The sequence below is a fragment of the Rhodococcus sp. P14 genome (assembly GCF_000256505.1).
Taxonomy (GTDB): Bacteria; Actinomycetota; Actinomycetes; order Mycobacteriales; family Mycobacteriaceae; genus Rhodococcus; species Rhodococcus ruber.
Map to the genome: position 1 here is coordinate 1 of NZ_AJFC01000109.1, position 24,129 is coordinate 24,129.

A 24,129-nucleotide genomic window follows, 5' to 3' on the forward strand; every position below is an offset into this window, starting at 1 on the left:
GACGAGCTCGCCCCCTCGGCGACCGAGCAGCGGGACCAGCTGTTCCTGCACGGGCTGCGGGTGGGCCTGGCCCGCCGCGGCGGCGACGTCGGCGCGCTGACCGCCGCCTGGACCGCGGCGCAGGGCGTGGTGGCCGCATACTCGGTGGACCTGCTGAGCCTGCTGCCCCTCGGCGAGTTGTGGCTCGCAGCGGTCCGGCTCGGCGAGGCCGACCGCATCGCCCATCTGGTCGCTCAGGCGCAGGAGCTCCTGTCGACCCTCGGTGAACCGCCGCTGTGGGGCGCGACGCTGCACTGGTACGGGGTGCAGGCGGCCATCGCCGCGGACCGGCCCGCGGAGCTGTTGCCGCACGCCCGCGCGCTCGGGTCGGCGGCGGAGTCCACCGCCTACGCGGCCGCCCTGGCGCGGGCCGGGCAGGCGTGGCTGCGGGTGCTGCAGGGCGACGCCGATCCGGCGCGGGTGCAGGCGGCGGCGGAGTCACTCGCCGCGATCGGCCTGCCCTGGGACGGGGCACGACTGGCCGGCGAGGCCGCGTTGCGGGTGGGCGACACCGCGACGGCGACGGCCTTGCTGCAGGTCGCACGGGCGGTGCGGCACCCGTCGGCCGCGCCGCGCTCCCCCGCGCCGGCGCCCGCTGCCGCCGCGCCGACGGCCCCGAGTCCCCTGTCGGACCGGGAGGCGGAGGTCGCCGACCTCGTCGTCGCCGGACTGACCTACCGCGAAGTAGGGTCCCGCCTGTACATTTCCGCGAAGACTGTCGAGCATCACGTCGCGCGCATCCGGCGGCGGCTCGGCGCCGGCTCGCGATCGGAGCTCATCTCGATGCTCCGCGCGCTCGGGCACGGGGCCGAGGCTCGGCAACCGGCAACCAGTGGGAACGGGGGGACTTCCGCATGTCCGTAGGCGTGGGCCTGAAAGTCGGCACCACCGTGTCCGCCGTGGCCGTCACCTCCGCCGAGGGCATCCGTCCCGACCCCGAACCGGTCGAACGCCTCACCCACTTGCACCTGCACTCCGACGGCACGGCCACACTCGGCGTCCGCGACCCCGGTGCCGGCGAGTGCAGCTCCTTCTCCGGCTTCGTCGACCGTGTGGGCGACCCGGCCGGGGTGCGCGCCGAGGACGGTGCGCTCTCCCGCGCCGAGGACCTCGTGGCGACCGCGATGGAATGCCTCCTCGCCGACGCCGCGCCCCTGGTCGGCGACGCCCCGGCGACGGTGGCCGCCGCGCATCCCACCGAATGGTCCCCGGCCACCGTCGCGGTGCTGCGCAACGCCCTCGACTACGTCGGGTTGCGGCACGTCGCCCTCATCTCCGACGCCGAGGCCGTCGCGGCGTGGTTCGAGGCGCGGGTCGCGCAGCAGAGCGGCCGGCTCGTCGCCGTCTATCACCTCGACGCCGGCGGATCGACGGTGACGCTCGTGCGTTCCGGTGTCGCCGCGGGCCGCGCGTTCCGCTATCCGGAGGGCGACGCCCCGTCGGTGCCCGCGCAGCTGTCGGCCGCGCTCGGTGCGTTCGGCTGGCTCGTCAGCAACCTCGATGCCGTCGTGATCAGCACCGAGGACCCCGTGGACCCGTCGGCGGCACAGCTCGTCGCGCAGGCCGTGAAGGCCGGGATGGGCGTGCGGTGCGTGCTGCCGCCGCAGCCGCAGCACACGGTGGTGCGGGGCGCGGCGCTCGCGGCCGCGGCCGGATCGGCGGACATGGTCGGCGCCACCCGGATCATCCCGGCGGTCCGCTCGGCCGCCGCCGCACGCACACCGCTCGAGCCCCCTGCCGCCCCCGAACCCCGTGTCGCCCCCGAACCCCGTGCCGACGCCGGCCCCGCCGTCGCGGCGACCGTCACCGACCGGGGATCCGCCGAGCCGGACCGCGTCCCACCCAACCGGCTCGTCGTCAGCGGCGCCGTCGCGGCAGCCGTCGCGCTGCTCGTGGGAATGGGTGCCCTGGTGTTCTCGCTGCGGGACACCCCGGCGGAGACCCCCGTGCGGGAAGCGGGCGCCGCCTACGAGTCGCTTTCGAGCGCCGTGCAGGTGCCGTCGACCACCGGGACACCGACCGGTACCACCGCCGCCCCGGCGACCACCCCCGACGCGGCGCCGGTCGCCGTCGACTCGGGGCCCGTCGACTCGTGGCCCGCCGTCACCGAGCCGCTGCCCGCGGCCGCGGTCGCCCCGTCGACCCGGTCCACCACATCCCGCCCGGCACCCACCACCACGCGTTCGACCACGGCCGAACCCACCACGAGCGCGGCCACCCGGGAACGGGACCGGCCCACCCGGACGACGACCCCCACCGCCACCACGACCGTCGCGCCGACCACGACGGTCACGTCCACGCCCACCGGAACCACGGAACCGGACCCAACGGACACCACCGGTTCCGAGGCACCGGAGTGAGACCAACCGTCCCGTACGCTGTCACACGGTCGTGCTCGCTCCCGCGGCACGATCACGCACGAAACCCGTCAACACATTCTCGAAGGGCCCCCATGCGTTACTCGTCGGCGTCGCGCGCCGCTGCTCGTACCACCGTCCGCCGTGTCGTCGTCGCTGCGGCGTCGGCGCTGCTGCTGGCCGGGCCGCTCGCCGCGACCGCCCACGCGGCCCCGGCCGACCAGCTGTCCGCGGATCAGCTGCCCGCCGAACTCGTCGAGGCCATCAGCCGGGACCTGAAGATCAGCGCCGACGAGTACCTCGAGCGGTCCGAACGCGCCCAGGAACTCGCGGACTACGCGCGCACCTTCCGCGCCGAACGGCCGGACGACTTCGCCGGGGCATGGCTGGGCACCGACGGTAAGCCCGTCGTCGCGGTCACCAACCCCGACGCTGCCCGGCAGGCCGAGAACGACGGCTACCACGTCACCGTCGCGCCGGTGTCCGCGGACGGGCTCGAGCGGTCCCTCGCCGAGCTGAACCGCTGGGTCGCCGCGCTGCCCCGCGAACTGGCCTCCCAGGTGAACTCGACGTCGATCGACGTGTTCAACAACCGGCTGATCGTCGACATCGCCAACAGCCCCGCCGGCCGCGCCCTGAACCTGCCGACGCTCATCGCCAACGTCCAGGTCATGCTCACCCCCGGCCAGCCGCCGAACGAGCCGGGCCCGCTCGGGGGCGACACCTACATCACCGCCGACGGCGACGTCCGCTCGACGCCGCTCGACCGCATCGGCGTGTGCTCGTTCGGCTTCAACGCCGTCGACGCCGACGGGTCGGCCGTCAACATCACCGCCGGCCACTGCGACGCGGTCGCCCGCGAGGACGGCGGCTCCACCGTCTACCTGCCCAACCGGGAGAACATCGACGAGAGCGTGAAGATCGGCGCGTTCACCCGCTCGACCGTCGGCGAGGGCAGCACCCTGGACTACGGCATCATCGGCCTCGACCAGGCGGGCGTGGACGTCGGCCTGAACCGGCCCGTGATCCGCGGCGGCAACGGCTCGACGCTCACCGTCACCGGCACCGCGGCGCCCGTCGCCGGTGCCCCGGTGTGCAAGTCCGGGCAGTCGTCGTACTTCACGTGCGGCATCGTCGCCGCCGACCGGATCGAGACCCAGCTGGTCCGCGCCGACGGCACGAGCACCACGATCCGGGGCTTCGCGACCACCGCCTGCACCCTCTCCGGCGACAGCGGCGGCGCCATCGTCACCGGCACCCTCGCGCTCGGGGTGATCAGCGGCTCCAACAGCTCCGGCGCCCCGGACTGCGTGGAAGCCAACCTCGTCCTCGCCCCGCAGGGCGGCACGTCCAGCCTGGGCATCGCGATCCAGGACATCGAGGCCGAGACCGGCGCGCGGGTGCGCACCGGCGCGGCGGCCTGACCGGTTCGCGCGGCTGGGTGTACACGCCGCCGAACCCATATGATCGTCCCGTCCAGCACCGGCCCGCCCGGGGCCGGCATCTCCGCGCACCGTCGCGGAGATCAACGAGGAAGGCATCCATGCGACGCTCCTTCGCCCGTCGAGCAGCGGTCTACGGTTCGGCAGCGCTCATGCTGTTCGGCCCCGCCGCCGCCATCGCCCAGGCCGAACCGGCCCCGATCGAGGCGACGGCGCTGCCGAACGAACTCGTGGAGGCGCTGGCCCGGGACCTGCAGATGAGCCCCGAGCGGTACCTGACGGACGCTGCCCGCAGCCAGGAGCTGGCCCGCTTCGCCGAGACGGCGCGGGAGCAGTTCGCTGCCGTGTTCTCCGGTGTGTGGCTCGAGCAGGACGGCACGCCGAAGGTGGGGCTGACCGAGGGTGAGGGCTACGACGCCGCCCGCGAGGCCGCCGAGGACGCCGGATTCACCGTCGAGGACACCGACCGCACCGAGACGCAGCTGCGCGACGAACTGAAGGCGCTGAACGCCGGGCTGGCCACCCAGCCGCCCGCCGTCGCCGACCTGGTGCGCGGCGTCGCCATCGACGTCGTGCACAACGACGTCGTGCTGCGCACCGAGAACGTCGCCGGGATCGAGCTGCCCGACTTCCTGCAGGGCGCCCGGGTGCTGTTCGCGCCCGCACCGCTCGTCCCGGAGCCGGCCGCAGGAGACCTGCAGCCCGTCGCCGATCTCGCCGCCCCCACGGCCCTGTTCGGCGGGGACGCCTACGCCGCCCTCGGCGCCGGCGATGGTCTGCGCTGCTCGCTCGGCTTCAACGCCGTCGACGGCTCGGACCGGCCGGTCAACATCACCGCCGGGCACTGCGACCCGAACCGGCCGTCCGCCGGCACCGAGTACGCGTCGAAGGTGTACCACCTGATCGGCGAGGAACTCGGCCAGCAGCTCGGCACCTTCGAGAAGACCAGCCTGGACGGCCACGACTACGCCCTGATCCGGCCCACCGCCGAGGCACAGGGCCGGTTCGAGAACAACGGGGTGCGGGTGCCGCTCGCGGCGCCGCTGCCGATCACCGGTATCGCCGAGCCCGTCGTCGGTGCGCCCGCGTGCAAGTCCGGCGTCCGCTCGGGCTACAGCTGCGGTGTCGTGACCGCGGCGGGTCAGACCGTCGAGGTCGGCCACCGGGTGCTGAGGGACGGCTTCTCCACCAACCTGTGCGCCCTGCAGGGCGACAGCGGCGGCACGATCGTCACCGGCACCCTCGCCCTGGGCATCTCCAGCGCCTCGAACGTCGGCCAGTACGGCATGTGCGAGATCGCCGGCGTGGTCAGCGGTCTGCTCGGCGAGTCGCCGGAGCTGTTCGCGACGCCGATCTCCGCGGTCCTCGCCGAGAACCCCGGGTTGCGCGTGCGCACCTGGTGATCGTCGCTCTGTGAGAGCGTCACTGTGAGTGGTCCACGAGGGCCCGCCTCCGACCGGAGGCGGGCCCTCGTGCTGTGCGGCGTGTCGCACCGGGCGCGACGATCGGAAACCAGCCGACCGGTTTAGGATCCAGAACGTCCCGAAGTCCGGCTGCGGAGTGTTCCGCGGCCGGACTGTTGCATATCCCGGCGTCCGCTGACGGCCGGTTCGACAGAAGGTGAGTGGCCGGTGTCAACAGATCTGTTGCTGGTCGGGGTCGATATCGTGGGCTACGCCGTCGAGATAGTGGTGCATCTCTTCCGGTTGATCACGCTCAACTCCTGAGCTCCGAAGACAACTGCGGCCCCCCGCCATGGCGGGGGGCCGCAGTTGGATTGCTTGGGACTACTCAGCCCACTGAGTGGTGCCCGGAGGGGCCATCAGGGTCTGGATCAGGCCGATTCCGGCGACGATCAGCGTCGGGCCGCCGGCAGCGATGGTACCGACGACACTGCCGATGCCGAAACCTGCGGCACACCCGGGAAGTGCAGCGATGAGGGCGGTCGGAATACCGCCGGCCACCGCACCGATGACACACCCGATGATGCCGCCGGTCAAACCACCGACTGCAGAGGCGATCGCGAGCTGCGAGCTGAAGTTCTGCTGAGCCTTGAGGTTCTCCTCAGGCGACGCGACATCCTTCAGCGCCAGGCTGACGGGGTTCAGGCTCGGAGCCGTCTTGTCCTCCGGAGCGACCGGAGTCGCCTGGGACATGTCGGTGACCGGGGTGAGGGTGAGGGTCTTGCCGTCCTCGCTGATCTCCCGCTCGAAAGGCAGCTGCAGATCCCCGAGCTGGAAAGCCAGGGGAAGGCTGACGACCGCGTTGCCGTCGCCGTCCTGCAGTTCGACATTCTTGCCGTCCCCGGAAACCTGGAAGGTACCGGCGTCGATGACGGTGACGACGGACTCGCCGTCGACCTTGGACTCGTAGTTGATCTTCTCCGGTGCCGTGACCGCCGGAGCGGCGTAGGACGTGCCGGCGGTGAGGCCGACGGCAGCGATGGTCATCGCCGCCACGGCGGCGAGCTTCCTGAACTTCATTCGATTCCGTTCTGTGACTTCGGCGCACGCCCCCGACGGACGCCCCCCAAGTTCTGACACCAATGCGCCCCTGCGCACCGTAGGCCCTGATCGCGGGTGCGCGAAGCACATCTCGCGCAGCATCATAACCGACATCACAGGGATCGTCGCGTCCGGAATGTGCCGAATCCGTTGCCGGTCTGTTGCCCGACTCGACGGTAGGGATGCCGAAGCGTGACCGGTTACCGCACGTTAGGTATGCCTGACTCAATGAGTCGAAAGGTTTAACGCTTACCGTGGGCGGACACTCACGCTACGGCGCGATGCGGCAATTCGGCCGCCCCCCACGCGGTCGACCTCCACCAGGCACCGCGCCGCAGCACCGCGAGACTAGACTACCGGCCGGTAACTTCCTATAGCTACCGGCTGGTAACTTAGTTCGGGTTACGATGCGTGGGCTTATACCAGGCGGCCGCGGCCGCCCCCGACACGAAAGGCCACCTATGAATGCCCTGACGATCACGTTGGGCACGATCGGCGTGCTGCTCAGTCTGGTGTGCTGGTACTCGTTCATCGGTGGCGCGATGAAGATGGTCAACGTCGTCCGGATCGGCCAGCCGGCTCCGGATCGGTGGCAGCCGTTCTTCCCGCGCTTCAAGCAGATGCTCGTCGAGTTCGTCGCACACACCCGGATGAGCAAGTTCCGCACCGTGGGCTGGGCCCACTGGCTGGTGATGGTCGGCTTCATGCTCGGCGCGATCGTCTGGTTCGAGGCCTACGGCCAGACCTTCGACCCGGCGTTCCACTGGCCGCTGATCGGCAACACCGCCGTCTACCACCTGATCGACGAACTGCTCGGCCTCGGAACCGTGATCGGCATCACCGCCCTGATCATCATCCGGCAGCTGAACCACCCGCGGAAGCCCGAGCGGCTCTCGCGTTTCGCCGGCTCCGACTTCCGGGCGGCGTACTTCGTCGAGGCCGTCGTCCTCATCGAGGGCCTCGGCATGATCTTCGTGAAGGCCGGCAAGATCGCGACCTACGGCCACGCCAACCCGTGGACCGACTTCTTCACGATGAACCTCGCCAAGCTGCTGCCGGCGAGCGCCGTGATGGTGTCGATCTTCGCGTTCGTGAAGTTGATGTCCGGCATGATCTGGCTGTACGTCGTCGGCCGCAACATCACGTGGGGTGTCGCCTGGCACCGCTTCGCCGCGTTCTTCAACATCTACTTCAAGCGTGAGGACGACGGTGGCGTCGCCCTCGGTGCCGCGAAGCCGATGACGTCGAAGGGCAAGGCCATCGACATGGAGACGGCCGATCCGGACACCGACACCTTCGGTGCCGGGAAGATCGAGGACTTCTCCTGGAAGGGCTGGCTCGACTTCACCACGTGCACCGAGTGCGGCCGCTGCCAGTCGCAGTGCCCGGCCTGGAACACCGGCAAGCCGCTGTCGCCCAAGCTGCTCATCACCTCGCTGCGCGACCACGGCTACGCCAAGGCGCCCTACCTGCTCGCCGGTGGCCGCAAGGACCTCGGCGGCGACGAGATCGGGCTGGTCGACGCCGAGGGCAACCCGGACGAAGCCAAGCTCGGAAAGATCCCGGCCGCAGCGCTGGCCGAGACCGACCGCAGGCTCGTCGGCGAGACCGTCGAGGGCGAGCTCGCGCCCGTCATCGACACGGAAACGCTGTGGAGCTGCACCAACTGCGGTGCCTGCGTCGAGCAGTGCCCGGTGGACATCGAGCACGTCGACCACATCATCGACATGCGCCGCTACCAGGTGCTCATCGAGTCCGACTTCCCGTCCGAGCTCGCGGGTCTGTTCAAGAACCTCGAGAACAAGGGCAACCCGTGGGGCCAGAACGCCAAGGACCGGCTCAACTGGATCTCCGAACTCGACTTCGACGTTCCGGTGTTCGGTCAGGACGCGGACACCTTCGCCGACTACGAGTACCTGTTCTGGGTCGGCTGCGCCGGTGCCTACGAGGACCGGGCCAAGAAGACCACCAAGGCCGTCGCCGAGTTGCTCGCGACCGCCGGCGTGAAGTTCATGGTGCTCGGCGCCGAGGAGACCTGCACCGGCGACTCGGCACGTCGCGCGGGCAACGAGTTCCTGTTCCAGCAGCTCGCGATGCAGAACATCGAGACGCTGAACTCGGTGTTCGAAGGCGTCGAGGACTCCAAGCGCAAGATCGTCGTCACCTGTGCGCACTGCTTCAACGCGCTCAACAACGAGTACCCGCAGTTCGGCGGTAACTACGAGGTCGTCCACCACACCCAGCTGCTCAACCGCCTCGTGCGGCAGAAGAAGCTGGTGCCGGTGGCGTCGGTGAGCCAGGACGTGACCTACCACGATCCCTGCTTCCTCGGCCGCCACAACAAGGTGTACGACGCGCCGCGCGAGCTCATGGCAGCGTCCGGTGCGAAGCTCACCGAGATGCCGCGGCACGGCGAGCGATCCATGTGCTGTGGTGCCGGTGGTGCCCGCATGTGGATGGAAGAGAAGATCGGCAAGCGGATCAACATCGACCGCGTCGACGAAGCGCTGTCGACGAGTCCGTCGAAGATCGCCACCGGCTGCCCGTTCTGCCGCGTCATGCTCAACGACGGTGTCACCGCTCGCCAGGAGAAGGGCGAGGGTGAGGGCGTCGAGGTCGTCGACGTCGCGCAGCTCATGCTCGACTCGATCACGCGTCTCGAACCGGCGCAGCTCGGCGAGAACCTCAAGGTGATCCCGAGTGAGCGGCCCGCTCCCGCCCCGGCCGCGGACTCGAAGGGCGCCGCCGTGGCGTCCGAGGCCGTCGCCGAGACCGAGGAGAAGGAACGCGTCGAGGAGATCGAGGAGGCGGCCGCGACGCCGGCAGCCCCCAAGACGGCCCCGGCCGGTGGTCTTCAGATGAAGGGCGCCGCCAAGGCTCCCGGCGCGAAGCCGGGCGGACTGCAGATGAAGGGCGGTCTGAAGGCTCCGGGCGCGAAGGCTTCCGGTGACGGCGCCGCAGCCGAAGCTCCCGCTGCACCCGCCGCCAAGCCGGGCGGGCTGCAGATGAAGGGCGGGCTCAAGGCCCCGGGCGCCAAGAAGGCCGCCCCGGCAGCTCCGGCCGCCGAATCCGCTCCTGCCGAGGCACCGGCTGCGCCGAAGGCGAAGCCGGGCGGGCTGCAGATGAAGGGCGGGCTCAAGGCCCCGGGCGCCAAGAAGGCCGCCCCGGCGGCTCCGGCCGCCAAGGCTCCCGCCACCGAGGCTCCCGCCTCCGCGGAAGCACCCGCTGCGGAAGCACCGGCTGCGGAAGCACCCGCTGCCGAGACTTCGACGGCTCCCGAGCCGCCGAAGGCGAAGCCGGGCGGCCTGGCCTTCAAGGGTGGAGCAAAGGCTCCCGGCGCCCGCAAGGCCGCCGCGCCGACAGCTCCAGCCGAGAAGTCCGAGCCGGCTGGAAAGCCCGAGCCGGCTGAGAAGCCCGCGGCCCCCGAAAAGGCACCGGAACCGGCGCACGCACCCCCGGGTGAGGCACCCGATCCGGACGCCCCGCCGGAGAAGGCACCGGAGCCCGAGACGCAGTCGACCAACGGCGCGGAGGCAACGCCGACCAATGGCGCCGAGTCCCCGGCTCCCCCGCAGGCCAAGCCCGGCGCGCTGGGCTTCCGGTCCGGCGCCAAGGCCCCCGGCCGGCGCTCGTAACGCCAGCGACGCCCCCCACCTCGTGTGGGGGGCGTCGTCGTCTTCCCGAGCAGACACCCTTTCTACCGTCCTTGCACCCCTTGCGTACGCCCACAGCGGGGGCAAGCACGCGACGACGGGTGCAAGCTCGACCTCAGACCCTGAACGTCCCGGTGGGCCGCGGGCCCCGCGCGGCCCGCGTGATCGCCTCCCGGATGCGGTCGGCGACCACCAGGGGTGCAGCCAGCTCGTCCCACACCCAGCGCACCACGGTCCAGCCGGCGTCGCGCAGACGATCCTCACGCTGCTTCTCCCGCCACACCGTCTCCTCCGGCGCGACGTCGTCGCCCCGGTACTTCACGCGACCGTCGAACTCACCGATCACCCCGTGGTCCGGAAGCAGGAAATCGACCCGGGCCAGCCACCGTCCCCGGGCGTCGTGGACCGTCGCCTGGGTCAGTGGTATCGGAAGTCCGGCGCGGACGAACAGCACGCGGCTGCGGGACTCGCCGACGCTCTCGCTCCGCCCGTCCATGAACTGCGCCGCGCGCAGGCCCTTCGCATGACCGGGGTGGCGGACGTTGCGCGCCAGCGCGTCGGTCACGTCGGCGACGGAGATCCCGCACGTGTGCAGGGCGTGGTCCCCCGCGACGACGGCCTGCTCGAACGGAAGGGTGCGGGCGAGGTCGGCGACGGTGCGCGCGACGGTCAGCACGCGCGCTCCGTCGATCTCGGTGACCTCGTCGGGAGCGAACGGCGACGCGTGCAGGTTCCGTCCCGGCGTGCGTTTCGCTCCCCCGGCGCGGTTGCGGGTCAGGTGGACGTCGTCCAGCGGGGTGTGCCACAGGGCGAGGCCGTGCAGGACGGCGGCCGAGACGTGGCTGAGCGCGGCGTCGGAACGGATCGCCCCGGCCACCGCGACGGCCCGGCGATGGTGGCGGCCGTATTCGTCGAGCTGCGAATAACTCTCGGCCGGCAGGTAGGCGCCGCGGTGGACGCGGTGCCAGTGCCCGCGCCCGCACAGTCGCCGGATCTCGCGATCGCTGACGCCCCGCTCGAGGGCCGCAGCGCGCCGGATGATGTCGTGTTCGTCGCCCATGCGGTCACAGTGCCGTATCGGGCCGGGCGCACACTGCGACGACGGCGGGACCGACCCGATCTGTGGATGGATCTCCCGGTTGTGGACAGCTGAGCTTGCGCCGGATATCGCGTCCCTGCACCCGAATTCGACGGCCGCATCGGGTGCAAGCATCCGGATACGGGTGTCAGCTGTGCCGGGCGATGAGCTCCTCGCGACGTGCGGGATCGAGGTTCACGCGCGAGACGTCACCGTCGTAGTGGTCGAGCAGTCGCGGGTCCATCACCTTGCGCCACAGCGGCGGAACGAACGACAGCAGGATCATGACGGCGTAGCCGGCGGGCAGCTGCGGCGCCTCCTCCATCGTGCGCAGCGTCTGGTAGCGCCGCAGCGGATTGGCGTGGTGGTCGCTGTGCCGCTGCAGGTGGTAGAGGAACAGGTTGCTGCAGCTGTGGTCGCTGTTCCAGCTGTGCCGGGGCGCCACCCGCACGTAGGAACCGTCGGGTCGCTGCTCGCGCAGCAGGCCGTAGTGCTCGAGGTAGTTGGCGGCCTCGAGGAACATCACCGCCAGGACCGCCTGCACGATCAGCCACGGCGCGACGGACCACCCGAACACCGCGATCAGCCCGGCGTACAGCACGACGGTCAGCGCCCAGGCGTTCAGGACGTTGTTGCGGGGGCTCCACCAGGGCAGCCCGCGACGGGCCAGGCGGTCGCGCTCGTACCGCCAGCCCGACCGGACGCCACCGAACACCGAGCGCGGCAGGAACTTCCAGTACGTCTCGCCGAACCGGGCCGTCGCGGCGTCCTCTGGGGTGGCGACGCGCAGATGGTGACCGTGGTTGTGTTCGACGAAGAAATGCCCGTACCCGGACTGGGCGAGGGCGATCTTGGCGAGCCGGCGTTCGAGGTCGGTGCGCTTGTGCCCGAGCTCGTGCGCGGCGTTGATGCCGACGCCGCCGACCACGCCGACGGTGGCGGCCATCGCGAACCGCTCGGGCCAGCCCATCGGCGCGACGGTCCAGACCCAGCAGGCGAAGACGAGACCGGCGTACTGCAGCGGCAGGTACAGGTAGGTGCACCAGCGGTAGTACCGGTCCTCCTCGAGCTCACGCACGAGTTCTTCCGGCGGGTTGGCCTTGTCGACGCCGGTGAATCGATCGACGAGCGGGACGATCACCGCGATCAGCAGCGCGCCGAACGCCCAGAAGAGTCCCAGACGCAGGTACTCGACGAGCACCCACGCGACGAACGGGCTCAGCGGGACGGCGAGCCCGCACAGCCACAGGTATCGCTTGCGGTCCCGCCACTGCGCCACAGCGGCACCGTCCCCCACCATCTACACCAACCCCCTGGTTGTCTCGCCCATCCCCCGAACATCACGGTTCCCACATGCGTATGCCCGCGACGCGCCGGAATGTTACCGAATGGTAGGACAAAAGAGACGAACTGCCCAATGGGTTGTGACCTGGACCGAAAGCAGCAGCGGCGCCGCACCGAAGGTGCAGCGCCGCCGAATTGTCGGGACGAACCCGCTCAGATGGGACGAACCCCCTGGGCCTGCGGACCCTTCTGTCCCTGTCCGATCTCGAACTCGACCCGGGCCCCTTCGTCCAGCGACTTGAAACCGGAACCCTGGATCTCCGAGTAGTGAACGAACACGTCGGGTCCACCGCCGTCCTGCTCGATGAAGCCGAAACCCTTTTCGGCGTTGAACCACTTCACAGTTCCCTGTGCCATACCGTACGACTCCTCAATCCACCCGCGCGTCACCCCGACGCCACGGTCACAAGTCGTCATGATTGCACTTTTCGGGCCGAACGTCGCGGTGGACGCGGCGACGCGCCCCAAATCCGGCTGAAACCCGGTTGCGGACGGGTGGCACCATGGACGCCGTGAGTACAGGAGAACAGGGCCACCTTCACCACCGCATCAGCCGGAAACTCGAGCAGTCCGCGAAGCTGCAGAACGTGCTGTACGAGATCCGCGGGCCGGTGCACGCGCACGCCGCGCGGCTCGAGGCGGAGGGGCACCGCATCCTCAAGCTCAACATCGGCAACCCGGCGCCGTTCGGGTTCGAGGCGCCGGAGACGATCGTGCAGGACATGATCGCCGCGCTGCCCCACGCCCAGGGTTACTCGGAGTCGAAGGGCATCGCGTCGGCGCGCCGGGCCATCGTCACCCGCTACGAACTCGTGCCGGGCTTCCCGAAGCTCGACATCAACGACGTCTACCTCGGCAACGGCGTCTCCGAGCTGATCACGATGACGATGCAGGCCCTGCTCGACGACGGCGACGAGGTGCTGATCCCGGCGCCGGACTACCCGCTGTGGACGGCGATGACGTCCCTGGCCGGGGGCACGCCGGTGCACTACCTGTGCGACGAGTCCAACGAGTGGAATCCCGACATCGAGGACATCGAGTCGAAGATCACGGACAAGACCAAGGCCCTGCTGGTCATCAACCCGAACAACCCGACGGGCGCCGTGTACTCGCTCGAGGTGCTCGAACAGCTGGTGCAGCTGGCCCGCCGGCACCAGCTGCTGCTCCTGGCCGACGAGATCTACGACAAGATCCTCTACGACGACGCCAAGCACATCTCCCTGGCCACCCTCGCCCCCGACCTGCTGTGCCTGACCTACAACGGCCTGTCGAAGGCCTACCGGGTGGCCGGATACCGGTCGGGGTGGATGACGATCACCGGTCCGAAGGAGCATGCGGCCGGCTTCCTCGAGGGCATCGATCTGCTCGCCTCGACCCGCCTGTGCCCCAACGTGCCGGCTCAGCACGCCATCCAGGTCGCGCTCGGCGGGCACCAGAGCATCGAGGACCTGATCCTGCCCGGTGGCCGGCTGCTCGAGCAGCGCGACGTCGCGTGGGAGCGCCTGAACTCGATTCCCGGGGTGAGCTGTGTCAGGCCCCGCGGCGCCCTGTACGCCTTCCCGCGCCTCGATCCGGAGGTGTACGAGATCCACGACGACGAGAAGCTGGTCCAGGACCTGTTGCTGCAGGAGAAGATCCTGATGGTGCAGGGCACCGGTTTCAACTGGCCGGATCCGGACCATCTGCGGATCGTGACGCTGCCCTGGGCCCGCGACCTCGCGGTGGCCATCGAACGGTTCGGCAACTTCCTGTCCAGCTACAAGCAGTGACAGCAGCGATCTTCACCTGCAGCGACCGCCGTCGCGACACGCCCGGGATGCGCGACACGCCGAACGTTGTCGAAAGTATATGTTGCCACGAACGAACCGCATCGTCGCAGGCCGAGCCACCAGCAGCGGCCGGGAACGAGCGTTCGGCCGGGTTCCGGTGAGGACCGACACACCGTAGGCACTACCCGGCGACCCGACAGAAGCAGTACGTTTGTCTACGGCACCTCAGCGTGCTGGGCTCCCTGATCATCGCCAACCCCCCTGTGCGAGATCAGGTCGAAGGTGGCGGGGACACCCCCCTGCTCCCCGCCACCACCAGCCCTTCTCCCCTCACATGACGGCCTGTTCCGCGATGCGACCTCGCCGCGACCACGTCGTTACCCTGTGGCGGTGACACCAGCAGAGCCCACCGGCCCCAGCCACGGACACGGGCACGGACACGGACATTTCTCCGGACCCGTCCCCGTCGGCCCCACCGCCGCGAAGGTCGTCGTCGGACTCCTCGTCGCGATCGGCATCGCCGTGCTCGCGGGCGCCGTCGCCCTGTGGCCGAGCCAGGAGGCCGTCGACATCCCGGCCCCCCTCCAGACCACCGGCGGCGGAGCCGTCGTCACCGAGGCCGGCACCGTCGTCGAACAGGACATCGGCGCGTGCGGCAGTAGTTCGGCCGGCCGGCCGTTCGCCGGCGACCCCGTCCCACCCCCCACCGAGGCCTACCAGTGCCAGCGCAGCATCGTCACGATCGATTCCGGCCCCAACGAGGGCACCCGCACGCTGCTCGAGATCGGGCCCGGACCGGGGCAGCCCGACCTGCGGGTCGGCGAGGAGATCCGGCTCGTGCGGCAGGTCGACCCGTCCGGCGCCACCCAGTACTCGTTCTACGACTACGCCCGCGGCCTCCCGATCGCGCTCATCATCACGGCCTTCGCCGTGGTCATCGTCGCCGTCGCCCGCTGGCGCGGCCTGCGCGCCCTGCTCGGCCTGCTGATCGCATTCGGTGTGCTCGTGGTGTTCATGCTCCCCGCGTTGCTCGACGGCCAACCCGCCGTGCCCGTCGCGCTGGTCGGCGGCGCGATCATTCTCTACGCCGTGCTGTATCTCGCGCACGGGGTCAACCTGCGCACCAGTTCGGCCCTGCTCGGCACCCTCGCGTCGATGCTGCTCGCCGCCGTGCTCTCGTACGTCACGATCCGGATGACCCACCTGACCGGGCTGTCCGAGGAACAGAACACCGACGTGCAGCTGTACCTCGAACAGGTCAGCATCACCGGTCTGCTGCTCGCCGGCTTCATCATCGGCTCCCTCGGCGTCCTCAACGACGTGACCATCACCCAGGCGGCGTCCGCGTTCGAACTGGCGGCCCTCGATCCCACCGCCTCGCGCCGGAAGGTGTTCTCCTCCGCGATGCGGGTCGGCCGCGACCACATCGCCAGCACGGTCTACACCCTCGTGCTGGCGTACGCCGGTGGCGCCCTGCCGCTGTTGCTGCTGTTCAGCGTCGCCGGCCGGTCCATGTCGGACGTGCTCACCGGCGACGCCGTCGCCATCGAGGTGGTGCGGGCGTGTGTGGGCGGTATCGCACTGGCGCTGTCCGTTCCGCTGACCACGGGCATTGCCGCGCTGCTGGCCCGGCCCGGCGCCCCGGAGCCCGCAGCCCGCAAGGGCCGCCATGCCCGGTGACCGGTTCGACGGCCGCGGGCGTCGGTGAACGTGCGAACGATAGGTATTCTTCCCCTGTTGTCGTCCGGTGCGAGGGACCGGAGTCACGACACACGAGATCGAAGGGCAGGGGCCATGTTCTCCGAGCAGCACAGGCCTGCCGGCGCACCACCAGGAATAGGCACCACAACTTCGCCGGTCGCTCTGGACACCGACTGGGCCCAGGAGGAGCCGTCGGTCCTCCTGATCGAGGACGACGCCGGCGATGCGCTCATCGTCGAGGAGCTGGTGGCGGACAGCGCGCAGGGCATGCGCCTGGAATGGGTCCAGACGATGGCCGCGGCCCGCGCCGAACTGGCCGCCGGTCTGCCCGACTGCATCCTGCTGGATCTGCATCTGCCCGACGCCCAGGGCATGGACGCCCTCGCGCGAGTGCAGCAGTACGCCGCCGGCGTCCCGGTCGTGGTGCTCACCGGCCTCGCCGAGGAGCAGACGGGCCTGGCGGCGGTCGCTGCCGGCGCCCAGGACTATCTCGTCAAGGGCCGCGTGGAGCCGGACCTGTTCGGCCGGACCGTGCGCTACGCCATCCAGCGCAAGCAGGCCGAGCACGCCGCCGTCGCGTTGCAGGCCAGCCGGCTGCAGGCGCAGGAGAACACCCGCCTCGAACGCGGGCTGCTGCCGTCGCCGATGCTGCGCCACGCCGGCGACGTGGACATCGTGGCGCGCTACCGGCCCGGAAGTGACCAGTCGCTGCTCGGCGGGGATTTCTACGACGTCGTGCAGACCGAGGACGGCGCCGTGCACGTGCTCATCGGCGACGTCAGCGGGCACGGTCCCGACGAGGCCGCCCTCGGGGTGAGCTTGCGGATCGCCTGGCGCACCCTCGTGATCACCGGCGTGACCGGTGTCGCCCAGTTGCAGAAGCTCGAACGGATCATGGTCGCCGAGCGGGCGAACGAACGGCACTTCGCCACCCTCACCAGTCTCGTCATGTCGCCGGACCGGCGCCGGGTGCAGGTGATGCGCGCCGGGCATCCGGGCCTGCTGCTGCACAGCCCCCGGGCGGTCGACTGGGTCGAGGCGCCCGGCGGACCCGCACTCGGGTTGCTGCCCGGTGTCTCGACGTGGCCCGTGCACGAGTTGGAGCTGCCGGAGGGCGGCGGCATCATGATGTTCACCGACGGGCTGTTCGAAGGCCGGGTCGGCGACGGCGGGGAACGCCTCGGCGAGGAGGGGCTGCTGCGGCTGGCCCGCGAGGAGGGTCACCTGGCGCCCGAGGCCTTCGTCGACACCCTGATAGACCGGGCCGAGGCCCTGGCCGAAAGTCACGGAGGACTCGGCGACGACGTGGCCGTGGTGCACGTGCGATGGAGCGAGAAGGCAACGGAGCAGACATGAGAGACCCGTCGATGCCCGAACCCAAGGTCGAGCGGGTGCGCTCGCGGCTGACGGTCCAGAGCTGGTTCCAGGTCGCCTTCGCGGTCCTTGCCGTGTTCGTCGTGCTCGGCACCATCGTGGGCGGGTACTTCATCCAGCGCACGGTCCAGATCACCGACGAACTGGTCGACCAGATCCAGCCGGCCCGCGCCGAGGCGTACCGGCTGCAGGCGGCGCTGCTGGACCAGGAGACCGGCGCCCGCGGCTACGCCGCCACCGCCGACGTCGAGTTCCTCGCGCCGTACCTGACGGGCCAGCAGGTCGAGCAGGAGGCCGCTGACCGGATGCGGGAATACACCGCCGGCCACCCGGAATTGCGCGCCGACGTCGACGAGATCGAGGCAGCGGCCGAGGCCTGGCGCGCCGACTACGCAGAGCCCCTCGTGGCGAGCGTCGTCCCCGGCGTCCCCGCCCCGGTGGATCCCGCGGCCACCGAGCGGGGACGGACCACGTTCGACGCCATGCGCACCCTGTTCGAGGAGCAGAACGCGGCACTCGTCCAGGCCCGCGCGGACGGCTACGACGACCTCCTGCACGCCCGGACCATCCGCAACTCGGTGCTGGTGGCGATGGTGGCGGGCTTCCTGCTCACCGGCCTGCTCATGGTGATCCTGGTACACAACCTTGTCGCCCTGCCCCTGGTCAGCCTGCGCGCGGCGACGCGGCGGGTCGTCGCGGACGGCAACTTCGACCAGCACATCCACCCTCAGGGCCCGAAGGACATCCGGATCCTGGCCCGGGACGTCGAAGCGATGCGCGGGCGCATCGTGTTCGCGCTGGCCGCAGCACACACCCAGCACGAGCAACTCGCCCAGCAGAAGGCGGACCTCGACACCCAGGCCGAGGAACTGCGCCGTTCGAACGCCGAACTCGAGCAGTTCGCCTACGTCGCGTCCCACGACCTGCAGGAGCCGTTGCGCAAGGTCGCGTCGTTCTGTCAGCTGCTCGAGAAGCGCTACGGCGACAAGCTCGACGAGCGCGGTGCCCAGTACATCGCGTTCGCCGTCGACGGCGCCAAGCGCATGCAGGTCCTCATCAACGACCTGCTGACCTTCTCCCGCGTCGGCCGGGTCAGCGACGACCACGTGCGCGTCGACCTGGATCAGCCGCTGGACAAGGCCGTGGCCAATCTCGCCGCCGCGATCGACGAGTCCGGCGTGCGCATCGAACGCCCCGAGAATCTTCCCGAGATCACGGGAGATCCGACCCTGCTGACGATGCTCTGGCAGAATCTGGTGGGCAACGCGATCAAGTTCCGCCACCCCGACCGCACTCCCACCGTGCAGATCACCTGCGACCGGGACGAGGGGGATCAGGACGGGCCCGGAACCTGGACGTTGTGCGTCACGGACAACGGCATCGGCATCGACGCCGAGTTCGCCGAGAAGGTGTTCGTCATCTTCCAGCGTCTCCACGGCCGCGACGTCTACACCGGCACCGGCATCGGGCTGGCGGTGTGCAAGAAGATCGTCGAGTACCACGGTGGCAGGATCTGGATCGACACCGAGCACACCGAGGGCACCCGGTTCTGCTTCACGGTCCCCGCCCTGCCCGACGAAGAACCCGAAGCGCCCGCCCCGGCCGACGCCGACCTCGAAGGAGCCCCCGCATGACCCCCGCCGAGCCCATCGACGTCCTGCTGGTCGAAGACGACCCGGGCGACGAACTGATGACCCGCGAGGCCTTCGAGGACAACAAGATCGGCAACGAGCTGCACGTGGTCCGCGACGGCGAGGAGGCCCTGGACTTCCTGTACCAGCGCGGCGCGTACACCGAGGCGCCGCGTCCCGACCTGATCCTGCTCGACCTCAACCTGCCCAAGTACGACGGGCGGCAGGTCCTCGAGAAGATCAAGTCCGACCCGGATCTGTCCGACATCCCGGTCGTGGTGCTCACCACCTCGGCCGCCGAGGAGGACATCCTGCGCAGCTACCGGCTGCACGCCAACGCGTACGTCACCAAGCCGGTCGACCTCGACCAGTTCATCGGGGCGGTCCGGCAGATCGACGAGTTCTTCGTCCAGGTGGTGCGGCTGCCCCGCCGTCGCCAGTAGTCCCGGGCGGCCGGACCGGCGTCAGATGCTCCAGCGCATGGTGACGACGGTCCCGCTGTCGGCCGGGGCCACGGTCGCCGTGTCCGCCAAGGAGTTGATCAGGGTGAGGCCGTGCCCGCGCGAGCTCGTGCTCGGGTCGGTGTCGTTTGCGCGCCAGCTGCCCCGGTCGATGATGGCGACCTCGACCTGGCGGTCGGCCGGGATCAGCGTCGCCTCGAGGTCGAGCGTGCCCGACGCACCGTCGCGGTAGGCGTGCTCGACGGCGTTGGCGAGGGCCTCGTAGCTGGCCAGCAGCACGTCGCGGGCCAGCTCGGGGCTCACGTGCACCGCGTCGAGCCAGCGTTCCAGGGCTCGCCGCAGCACGGTCAGCTGACCGGGCTCGGCGCGCACGCGCCGATAGGCAAGCGTGACCGAGTCGCACAGCGGGGTGTTCTGCGGCGAAAACATCGTTTGTACTCTAGCCTGTCGCGCTGGGCGCCATCAGGTTCGCGGGTCCCCGGCAGCGGACGGGGCCCGTCAGATGGGTAACCGCAGCTCCGGCGGCACTTCGATCGTCGGCAGCGGCGGTAGCGGCGGCAGCGTCGGCACCGGGATGTTCAGGCCGGGGATCAACGGCGGCGGTGCCGTGGCGGGGGGCGGCGGAGGCGGCACCACGCGCGCGGTCGTGGGGTCCTCGACCGGCGGGACGGTCGTGGTCGTCGTCGGTGCCGGTGCCGGCGCAACGGCGGGCGCCGGCTGCGGGGTCGGCGACGGCGTCGTCACGATCACCTCGGTCTGCCGGATATCCGACTCGTCGTCGCCGGCGAGGGTGTTCTGGGCGCCGAGCGCCAAGCCGATCATGGCAACCACGCCCAGGGCGGTGCCGGCCAGCCCGGCCCCGCTGATCTGCCGTTTGGACACGTGCGGTTCGTGAGCGGTCGCCGCCCGCTTCCGCCTCGGTGTCCTGGTCTCGCCGGACGGTGGGGGCGGGGCGGGGCGCGCCAGCCGCTCGGTGCGGTGCGGCGCCGTGCCGCCCGGCGGGACGATGCGTTCGGTCGCGGCCGGGGCGGCGAGTTGTTCGGTGACCGCGGTGTCCGCGGCGACGGCGCGCAGGGCGCCACCCTTGGCCAGGACGAGCTCGGGTTCGTGCGGAACCACGACGGGCAGCTTCGTCCACGTCTCGAGCACCCGGCGCACCAGGCGGACGTGGGCGCCACCGCCGAGCAGCACGATCGTCTCGGGCCGGGCGCCGGACCGCTGCACGACGTCGCGCACGAACCGCGCCGAGGCCTCGACGAGCGGGGTGATCAGCGGTTCGAACGTCTCCAGGGACATCAGGATCACGCCGGCGGTGCCCGGCACGGCGACGGCGTCGCTGCCGGACAGCTGTTCCTTCGCCGCGCGGCACTGGGCGACGAACTCCTCGTCCTGCGGGTCGTCGGGCCGCCACACGCCGTCCGAGCCGAGCAGGTGCAGGCGCACCGCGTCGTCGAACAGGCGCCCGGCGACGGCCCCGGTGCGTTCGGTGTGCACGGCGCCGGTGCTGCGGTCGGCGACGGTGACGGTGAGCCCGGACGCGCCGAGGTCGTAGAGGACCGCGACGTCGGCGGTGAGCTCGCCGGTGGCCCGCAGGTACGTCAGTGCGGCTTCGGACTCGCCGACGAGCCGGTAGCGGTCGAGTCCCTGCTCGGCCATCGCGGCGCGGAGCCGTTCGGCCTCGGCGGCGTCGCGGTACACCAGGCCCGCGCGCTCGACGCTCTCCCCCGCGATGCCGGCCTGCACGAGCACGCCCACGGTCTGCGCCGCGAGGCGTGCCGGGTCGTCCCGTCTGGTCTCGACCACCTGGAACTGGTAGCCCGCGGAGGGTGCGTCCGGATCGATCGGACGAACGATCCGGACGGCACTCGTCCCTGCGGTCACCCCGAGAACCGAACTCATCAGCCGCCTTCTGATCGTGTTTTGCGCCGCACAGCCTCCCCCGGCGCATCCCGACCGCCCGATGCTACCGAACGGTCCGGACAGACCCCCGGCCGAATCGGACATGCGGCCCGGGAACCGGACGAACGACCCTTCGGCTGCCTACGATCGAGCGATGCGGGTTCTGTACGTCTGTACCGGAAACATCTGCCGATCGCCCACCGCCGAGCTGTTGACCACCGCCTTCGCGAAGGAGGCGGGCCGGGGTGAGCTGTCCGCCCACAGTGCCGGCACCCGCGGCATGGTGGGCCGGCCCATGGAGCCGACGGCGGCGCTGGTGCTGCGTCAGCTCGGCGGCGAACCCGACGGCTTCGTCGCCCGGCGTCTGTCGCCGCGCATCGCGCAGGACGCCGACCTGGTGATCACGATGGCCGAGTCGCATCGCGGGGCCGTGCTGCAGTCGGCGCCCCGGATGCTCAAGCGGACGTTCACGCTGCGTGAGGCCGCGCGGCTGCAGCAGCTCAGCGGCGCCGAGACCGTCACCGAACTGGCCGCGGCCCGGGCGCAGTTTCCCGCGCCCGGGCCGGAGGATGTGACCGATCCGATCGGCCGCGACGAGGACACGTTCGTCGCGGTCGGGACCGAGATCGCCGATCTGCTGCTACCGCTGCTCGCCCGGATCCACGACTGATCCGTTGCGCGGGCCCGGCAGGGGCGAGGGCGCGACGGGCCGCGATACCGCCGTCGGCACCGACTGCTGGTGGGCGGGCTCGGCGGAGTACGCCTGCGGGGTCCGGTAGTGCTGCCCGGCCTGCGCGTCGCCGGGACCCTGCTGTTCCGGCCGGTACGGTTCCGGCCGGCTGGGCTCGCCCCGGTGGCGACGGCCGCCGGTGGGTTGCGCGGCGGGCTGGGCGGGCGCGTCCGCGGCGGCCTTCTTCACCGCCGGGTCGGACTCGTAGTAGTAGCGGTACTCGTAGGCGCCGCGTCCCTTGTTCGGCGTCATCGTGATGATCGTGCCGAGCAGGTGCGCACCGGCGCTGCCGAGGTTGCCGACGGCGCGGCTGAGCTGCTCTCGGGTGGTCTTGCCGTGGCGCGCGATGAGCAGTGCGCCGTCGGTGGCCGCGGCGAGCACGACGGAGTCGGTGACGGGCAGGACCGGCGAGCCGTCGATGATGACGTACTCGAAGCGCGCCCGCAGGTCGTCGAGGACGTGCTTGGCGGTGTCGGAGCCGAGCAGCTCGCTGGGGTTGGGGGGCAGCGCCCCGGAGGCCAGCACCCACAGGCCCTGGTACTGGCTGGGCTGCAGCACGTCCTCGAGGCCCGCCTGGCCCGAGAGCACGGTGCTGAAGCCGACGTCGCCGACGACCCCGAGGTACTTCGACACCCGCGGCCGGCGCAGGTCCCCCTCGACGAGCACGACGGAGTGACCGGCCTCCGCGAGCACCAGGGCGGTGTTGATGGCGGTGGTGGTCTTGCCCTCGGCGGGCAGGGCGCTGGTGACGACGATGACGCGCGGCGGGTTGTCGACGTCGAGGAACTTGAGGTTGGTGCGCATCTCCCGGTACGCCTCGGCGCTGCCGGAGTTCGACTCCTGGAAGGCGATCGCCGCGTGCTCCTGCCGTTCCTTGTCGAGCGGGACGGTGCCGACGAGGCCGGTTCCGGAGAGTTCCTCGACCGTCTTGCGGTCCTTGACGGTGTTGTCGAGCCGGTCGCGCAGCACCGCGAGCGCGATGCCGAGGAGCAGGCCGACGGCGAAGCCGAGCGCGAGGTTGCGCTTCGTCTTCGGCGAGACCGGGGTCGCCGGGGTGTCGGCGTGCTGCTCGACGACGACCCGCGCGGTGGGCTCACCGCCGTTCTCGGGGGTCTCGAGCTCGCGGGCCATCACGACGAACTCGTCGGAGAGGGCGTTGGCGAGGTCCCGGGCCCGTTCGGGCGACGCGTCGTCGACCTTGACGTCGACGAGCACGGTGTCGGGCGCGGACGAGGCGGTGACCTTCTCCGCCAGCTGCGACGACGTCAGGTCGGACAGGCCCAGCCGGTCGAGGGTGCGCTGCGCCAGCGTGGTGCCGGTGAGCAGCTTCGTGTAGGAGGCGACGCGCTGCTGCGAGAACAGGTTGCCCTGGTAGATCTCGTTGACCGAGGCCCCCGACGAGGTGGAGACGAACAGCCGGGTGCTCGCCTGGTAGATCGGGGTGGTGAGCAGGGAGGCTCCGAGCGCACCGAGTACCGCCACCACGGTCGTCACGGCGACGATCTTCCATCGCGCCTGCAGGATGCGTAGGTAGTCGTGTACTTCCATTACGGTGTCTCCCTCGTTGCTGTGACACTGTCGGTGCACCCTACGGGCGCGGAAATCTGTCGTGCGGTCAGGTGCCGGGCGAGCGTGGGGCCGATCACGGCCAGCGCGCCCGGGGTGGTCAGGTCGGAGTGCGGGTAGGGCACGTCGTGCTCGGTGACGCGGCCGCGGACGTGCCGTCGCCAGCTCGCCGCGAGGTCGGGTCCGGCCGGTCCGGCGGGCCGGGCGCGGAACAGCAGCGCGTCGCCGTCGAGGACGCGGGGGGTGTGCGCGGTGACGGCCTCCTCGAGGGCGGCGCCCGCGGCGAGCGCCCGCTCCCGGATCTCGGCGACGAACGTCGACGGCAGGCCGGGCACCTCGAGTTCGACGACGGGTTCGTCCGGCAGGGCCGCGACGTCGGGGAGGGTGTCGGGGGTGAGCGTGTCGAGCAGGATCAGCGACGCCACCTGCTGCCCCGCCTCGTGCAGCTGCACGGCCATCTCGTGGGCGATGGTTCCGCCGAGCGACCAGCCCAGCAGGTGGTAGGGGCCGTCGGGCTGGACGGTGCGGATCCGGTCGACGTAGCGGGCGGCGAACTCGGCGACGGTGCGCGGCAGCGGCTC

19 protein-coding genes are annotated in these 24,129 nt (G+C 70.9%); 11 read left to right on the forward strand and 8 right to left on the reverse strand.

The window, feature by feature from the left end; genetic code table 11:
- The 4 genes from OEY_RS28160 to OEY_RS0107475 form a co-directional block, all read left to right on the forward strand.
- A partial coding sequence (locus tag OEY_RS28160; RefSeq protein WP_010593266.1) for a LuxR C-terminal-related transcriptional regulator occupies positions 1–903 on the forward strand: 903 nt, incomplete at its 5' end.
- A complete protein-coding gene (locus OEY_RS0107465; RefSeq protein ID WP_010593267.1) occupies positions 894–2,399 on the forward strand; it encodes a hypothetical protein in 1,506 nt (501 codons plus the stop codon). The genes OEY_RS28160 and OEY_RS0107465, both read left to right, overlap by 10 nt.
- A 92-nt stretch (positions 2,400–2,491) precedes the next feature.
- On the forward strand, positions 2,492–3,820 hold the full coding sequence (locus OEY_RS0107470; protein WP_010593268.1) for a S1 family peptidase: 1,329 nt from the start codon (positions 2,492–2,494) through the stop codon (positions 3,818–3,820).
- A gap of 119 nt (positions 3,821–3,939) precedes the next feature.
- Positions 3,940–5,241 (forward strand): S1 family peptidase, encoded by a 1,302-nt coding sequence (locus tag OEY_RS0107475; protein WP_010593269.1) that lies wholly within the window; start codon positions 3,940–3,942, stop codon positions 5,239–5,241.
- A 384-nt stretch (positions 5,242–5,625) separates the two neighbouring features.
- Here the strand turns inward: OEY_RS0107475 and OEY_RS0107485 are convergent, their stop codons facing one another.
- A complete protein-coding gene (locus OEY_RS0107485; RefSeq protein ID WP_010593270.1) occupies positions 5,626–6,321 on the reverse strand; it encodes a hypothetical protein in 696 nt (231 codons plus the stop codon).
- Positions 6,322–6,803: 482 nt separating this feature from the next.
- On the opposite strand from OEY_RS0107485, the gene OEY_RS0107490 reads away from it, so the two are divergent.
- The gene (locus tag OEY_RS0107490) at positions 6,804–9,977 is read left to right on the forward strand and encodes a (Fe-S)-binding protein (RefSeq protein ID WP_010593271.1); all 3,174 of its coding nucleotides are present in this window, start codon (positions 6,804–6,806) and stop codon (positions 9,975–9,977) included.
- A 133-nt stretch (positions 9,978–10,110) separates the two neighbouring features.
- Here OEY_RS0107490 and OEY_RS0107495 read toward each other — a convergent pair whose 3' ends face one another.
- The 3 genes from OEY_RS0107495 to OEY_RS0107505 all read right to left on the reverse strand — a co-directional run bounded on the left by OEY_RS0107495 (position 10,111) and on the right by OEY_RS0107505 (position 12,774).
- A complete protein-coding gene (locus OEY_RS0107495; RefSeq protein ID WP_010593272.1) occupies positions 10,111–11,055 on the reverse strand; it encodes a type IV toxin-antitoxin system AbiEi family antitoxin domain-containing protein in 945 nt (314 codons plus the stop codon).
- Positions 11,056–11,221: 166 nt separating this feature from the next.
- On the reverse strand, positions 11,222–12,373 hold the full coding sequence (locus tag OEY_RS0107500) for an alkane 1-monooxygenase (protein WP_010593273.1): 1,152 nt from the start codon (positions 12,371–12,373) through the stop codon (positions 11,222–11,224).
- 197 nt (positions 12,374–12,570) lie between these two features.
- Positions 12,571–12,774: a cold-shock protein gene (locus OEY_RS0107505; RefSeq protein ID WP_003938894.1), complete on the reverse strand. Its 204-nt coding sequence runs from the start codon at positions 12,772–12,774 to the stop codon at positions 12,571–12,573.
- Between the two features lie 146 nt (positions 12,775–12,920).
- Here OEY_RS0107505 and OEY_RS0107510 point away from each other — a divergent pair, with 146 nt between their 5' ends.
- The 5 genes from OEY_RS0107510 (at position 12,921) to OEY_RS0107530 (ending at position 19,335) form a co-directional block, all read left to right on the forward strand.
- The gene (locus OEY_RS0107510) at positions 12,921–14,186 is read left to right on the forward strand and encodes a pyridoxal phosphate-dependent aminotransferase (RefSeq protein ID WP_010593274.1); all 1,266 of its coding nucleotides are present in this window, start codon (positions 12,921–12,923) and stop codon (positions 14,184–14,186) included.
- Positions 14,187–14,570: 384 nt separating this feature from the next.
- On the forward strand, positions 14,571–15,866 hold the full coding sequence (locus OEY_RS0107515) for a YibE/F family protein (RefSeq protein WP_010593275.1): 1,296 nt from the start codon (positions 14,571–14,573) through the stop codon (positions 15,864–15,866).
- A 114-nt stretch (positions 15,867–15,980) separates the two neighbouring features.
- Entirely contained in the window at positions 15,981–17,243 is a 1,263-nt protein-coding gene (locus OEY_RS0107520) for a PP2C family protein-serine/threonine phosphatase (protein ID WP_010593276.1), read from the forward strand.
- A gap of 11 nt (positions 17,244–17,254) precedes the next feature.
- The gene (locus tag OEY_RS0107525) at positions 17,255–18,895 is read left to right on the forward strand and encodes a sensor histidine kinase (protein ID WP_010593277.1); all 1,641 of its coding nucleotides are present in this window, start codon (positions 17,255–17,257) and stop codon (positions 18,893–18,895) included.
- A complete protein-coding gene (locus OEY_RS0107530; protein WP_003938889.1) occupies positions 18,892–19,335 on the forward strand; it encodes a response regulator in 444 nt (147 codons plus the stop codon). The genes OEY_RS0107525 and OEY_RS0107530 overlap by 4 nt, the downstream gene beginning before the upstream one ends.
- Positions 19,336–19,356: 21 nt before the next feature.
- Here the strand turns inward: OEY_RS0107530 and OEY_RS0107535 are convergent, their stop codons facing one another.
- Entirely contained in the window at positions 19,357–19,782 is a 426-nt protein-coding gene (locus tag OEY_RS0107535) for an ATP-binding protein (RefSeq protein ID WP_010593278.1), read from the reverse strand.
- Positions 19,783–19,851: 69 nt separating this feature from the next.
- Positions 19,852–21,252, reverse strand: a complete 1,401-nt coding sequence (locus OEY_RS0107540; RefSeq protein ID WP_010593279.1) for an Hsp70 family protein — start codon at positions 21,250–21,252, stop codon at positions 19,852–19,854.
- Between the two features lie 154 nt (positions 21,253–21,406).
- Between OEY_RS0107540 and OEY_RS0107545 the strand changes: the two genes are divergently transcribed.
- Positions 21,407–21,922: an arsenate reductase/protein-tyrosine-phosphatase family protein gene (locus OEY_RS0107545; RefSeq protein WP_010593280.1), complete on the forward strand. Its 516-nt coding sequence runs from the start codon at positions 21,407–21,409 to the stop codon at positions 21,920–21,922.
- Here OEY_RS0107545 and OEY_RS0107550 read toward each other — a convergent pair.
- Together OEY_RS0107550 and OEY_RS0107555 are read right to left on the reverse strand one after the other, a co-directional pair.
- Positions 21,893–23,530, reverse strand: coding sequence for a polysaccharide biosynthesis tyrosine autokinase (locus OEY_RS0107550; RefSeq protein ID WP_010593281.1), 1,638 nt, complete (start codon positions 23,528–23,530; stop codon positions 21,893–21,895). The two genes, OEY_RS0107545 and OEY_RS0107550, sit on opposite strands and share 30 nt — an antisense overlap.
- On the reverse strand, positions 23,530–24,129 hold a 600-nt coding region (locus tag OEY_RS0107555; RefSeq protein ID WP_010593282.1), incomplete at its 5' end, for an alpha/beta fold hydrolase. The genes OEY_RS0107550 and OEY_RS0107555, both read right to left, overlap by 1 nt.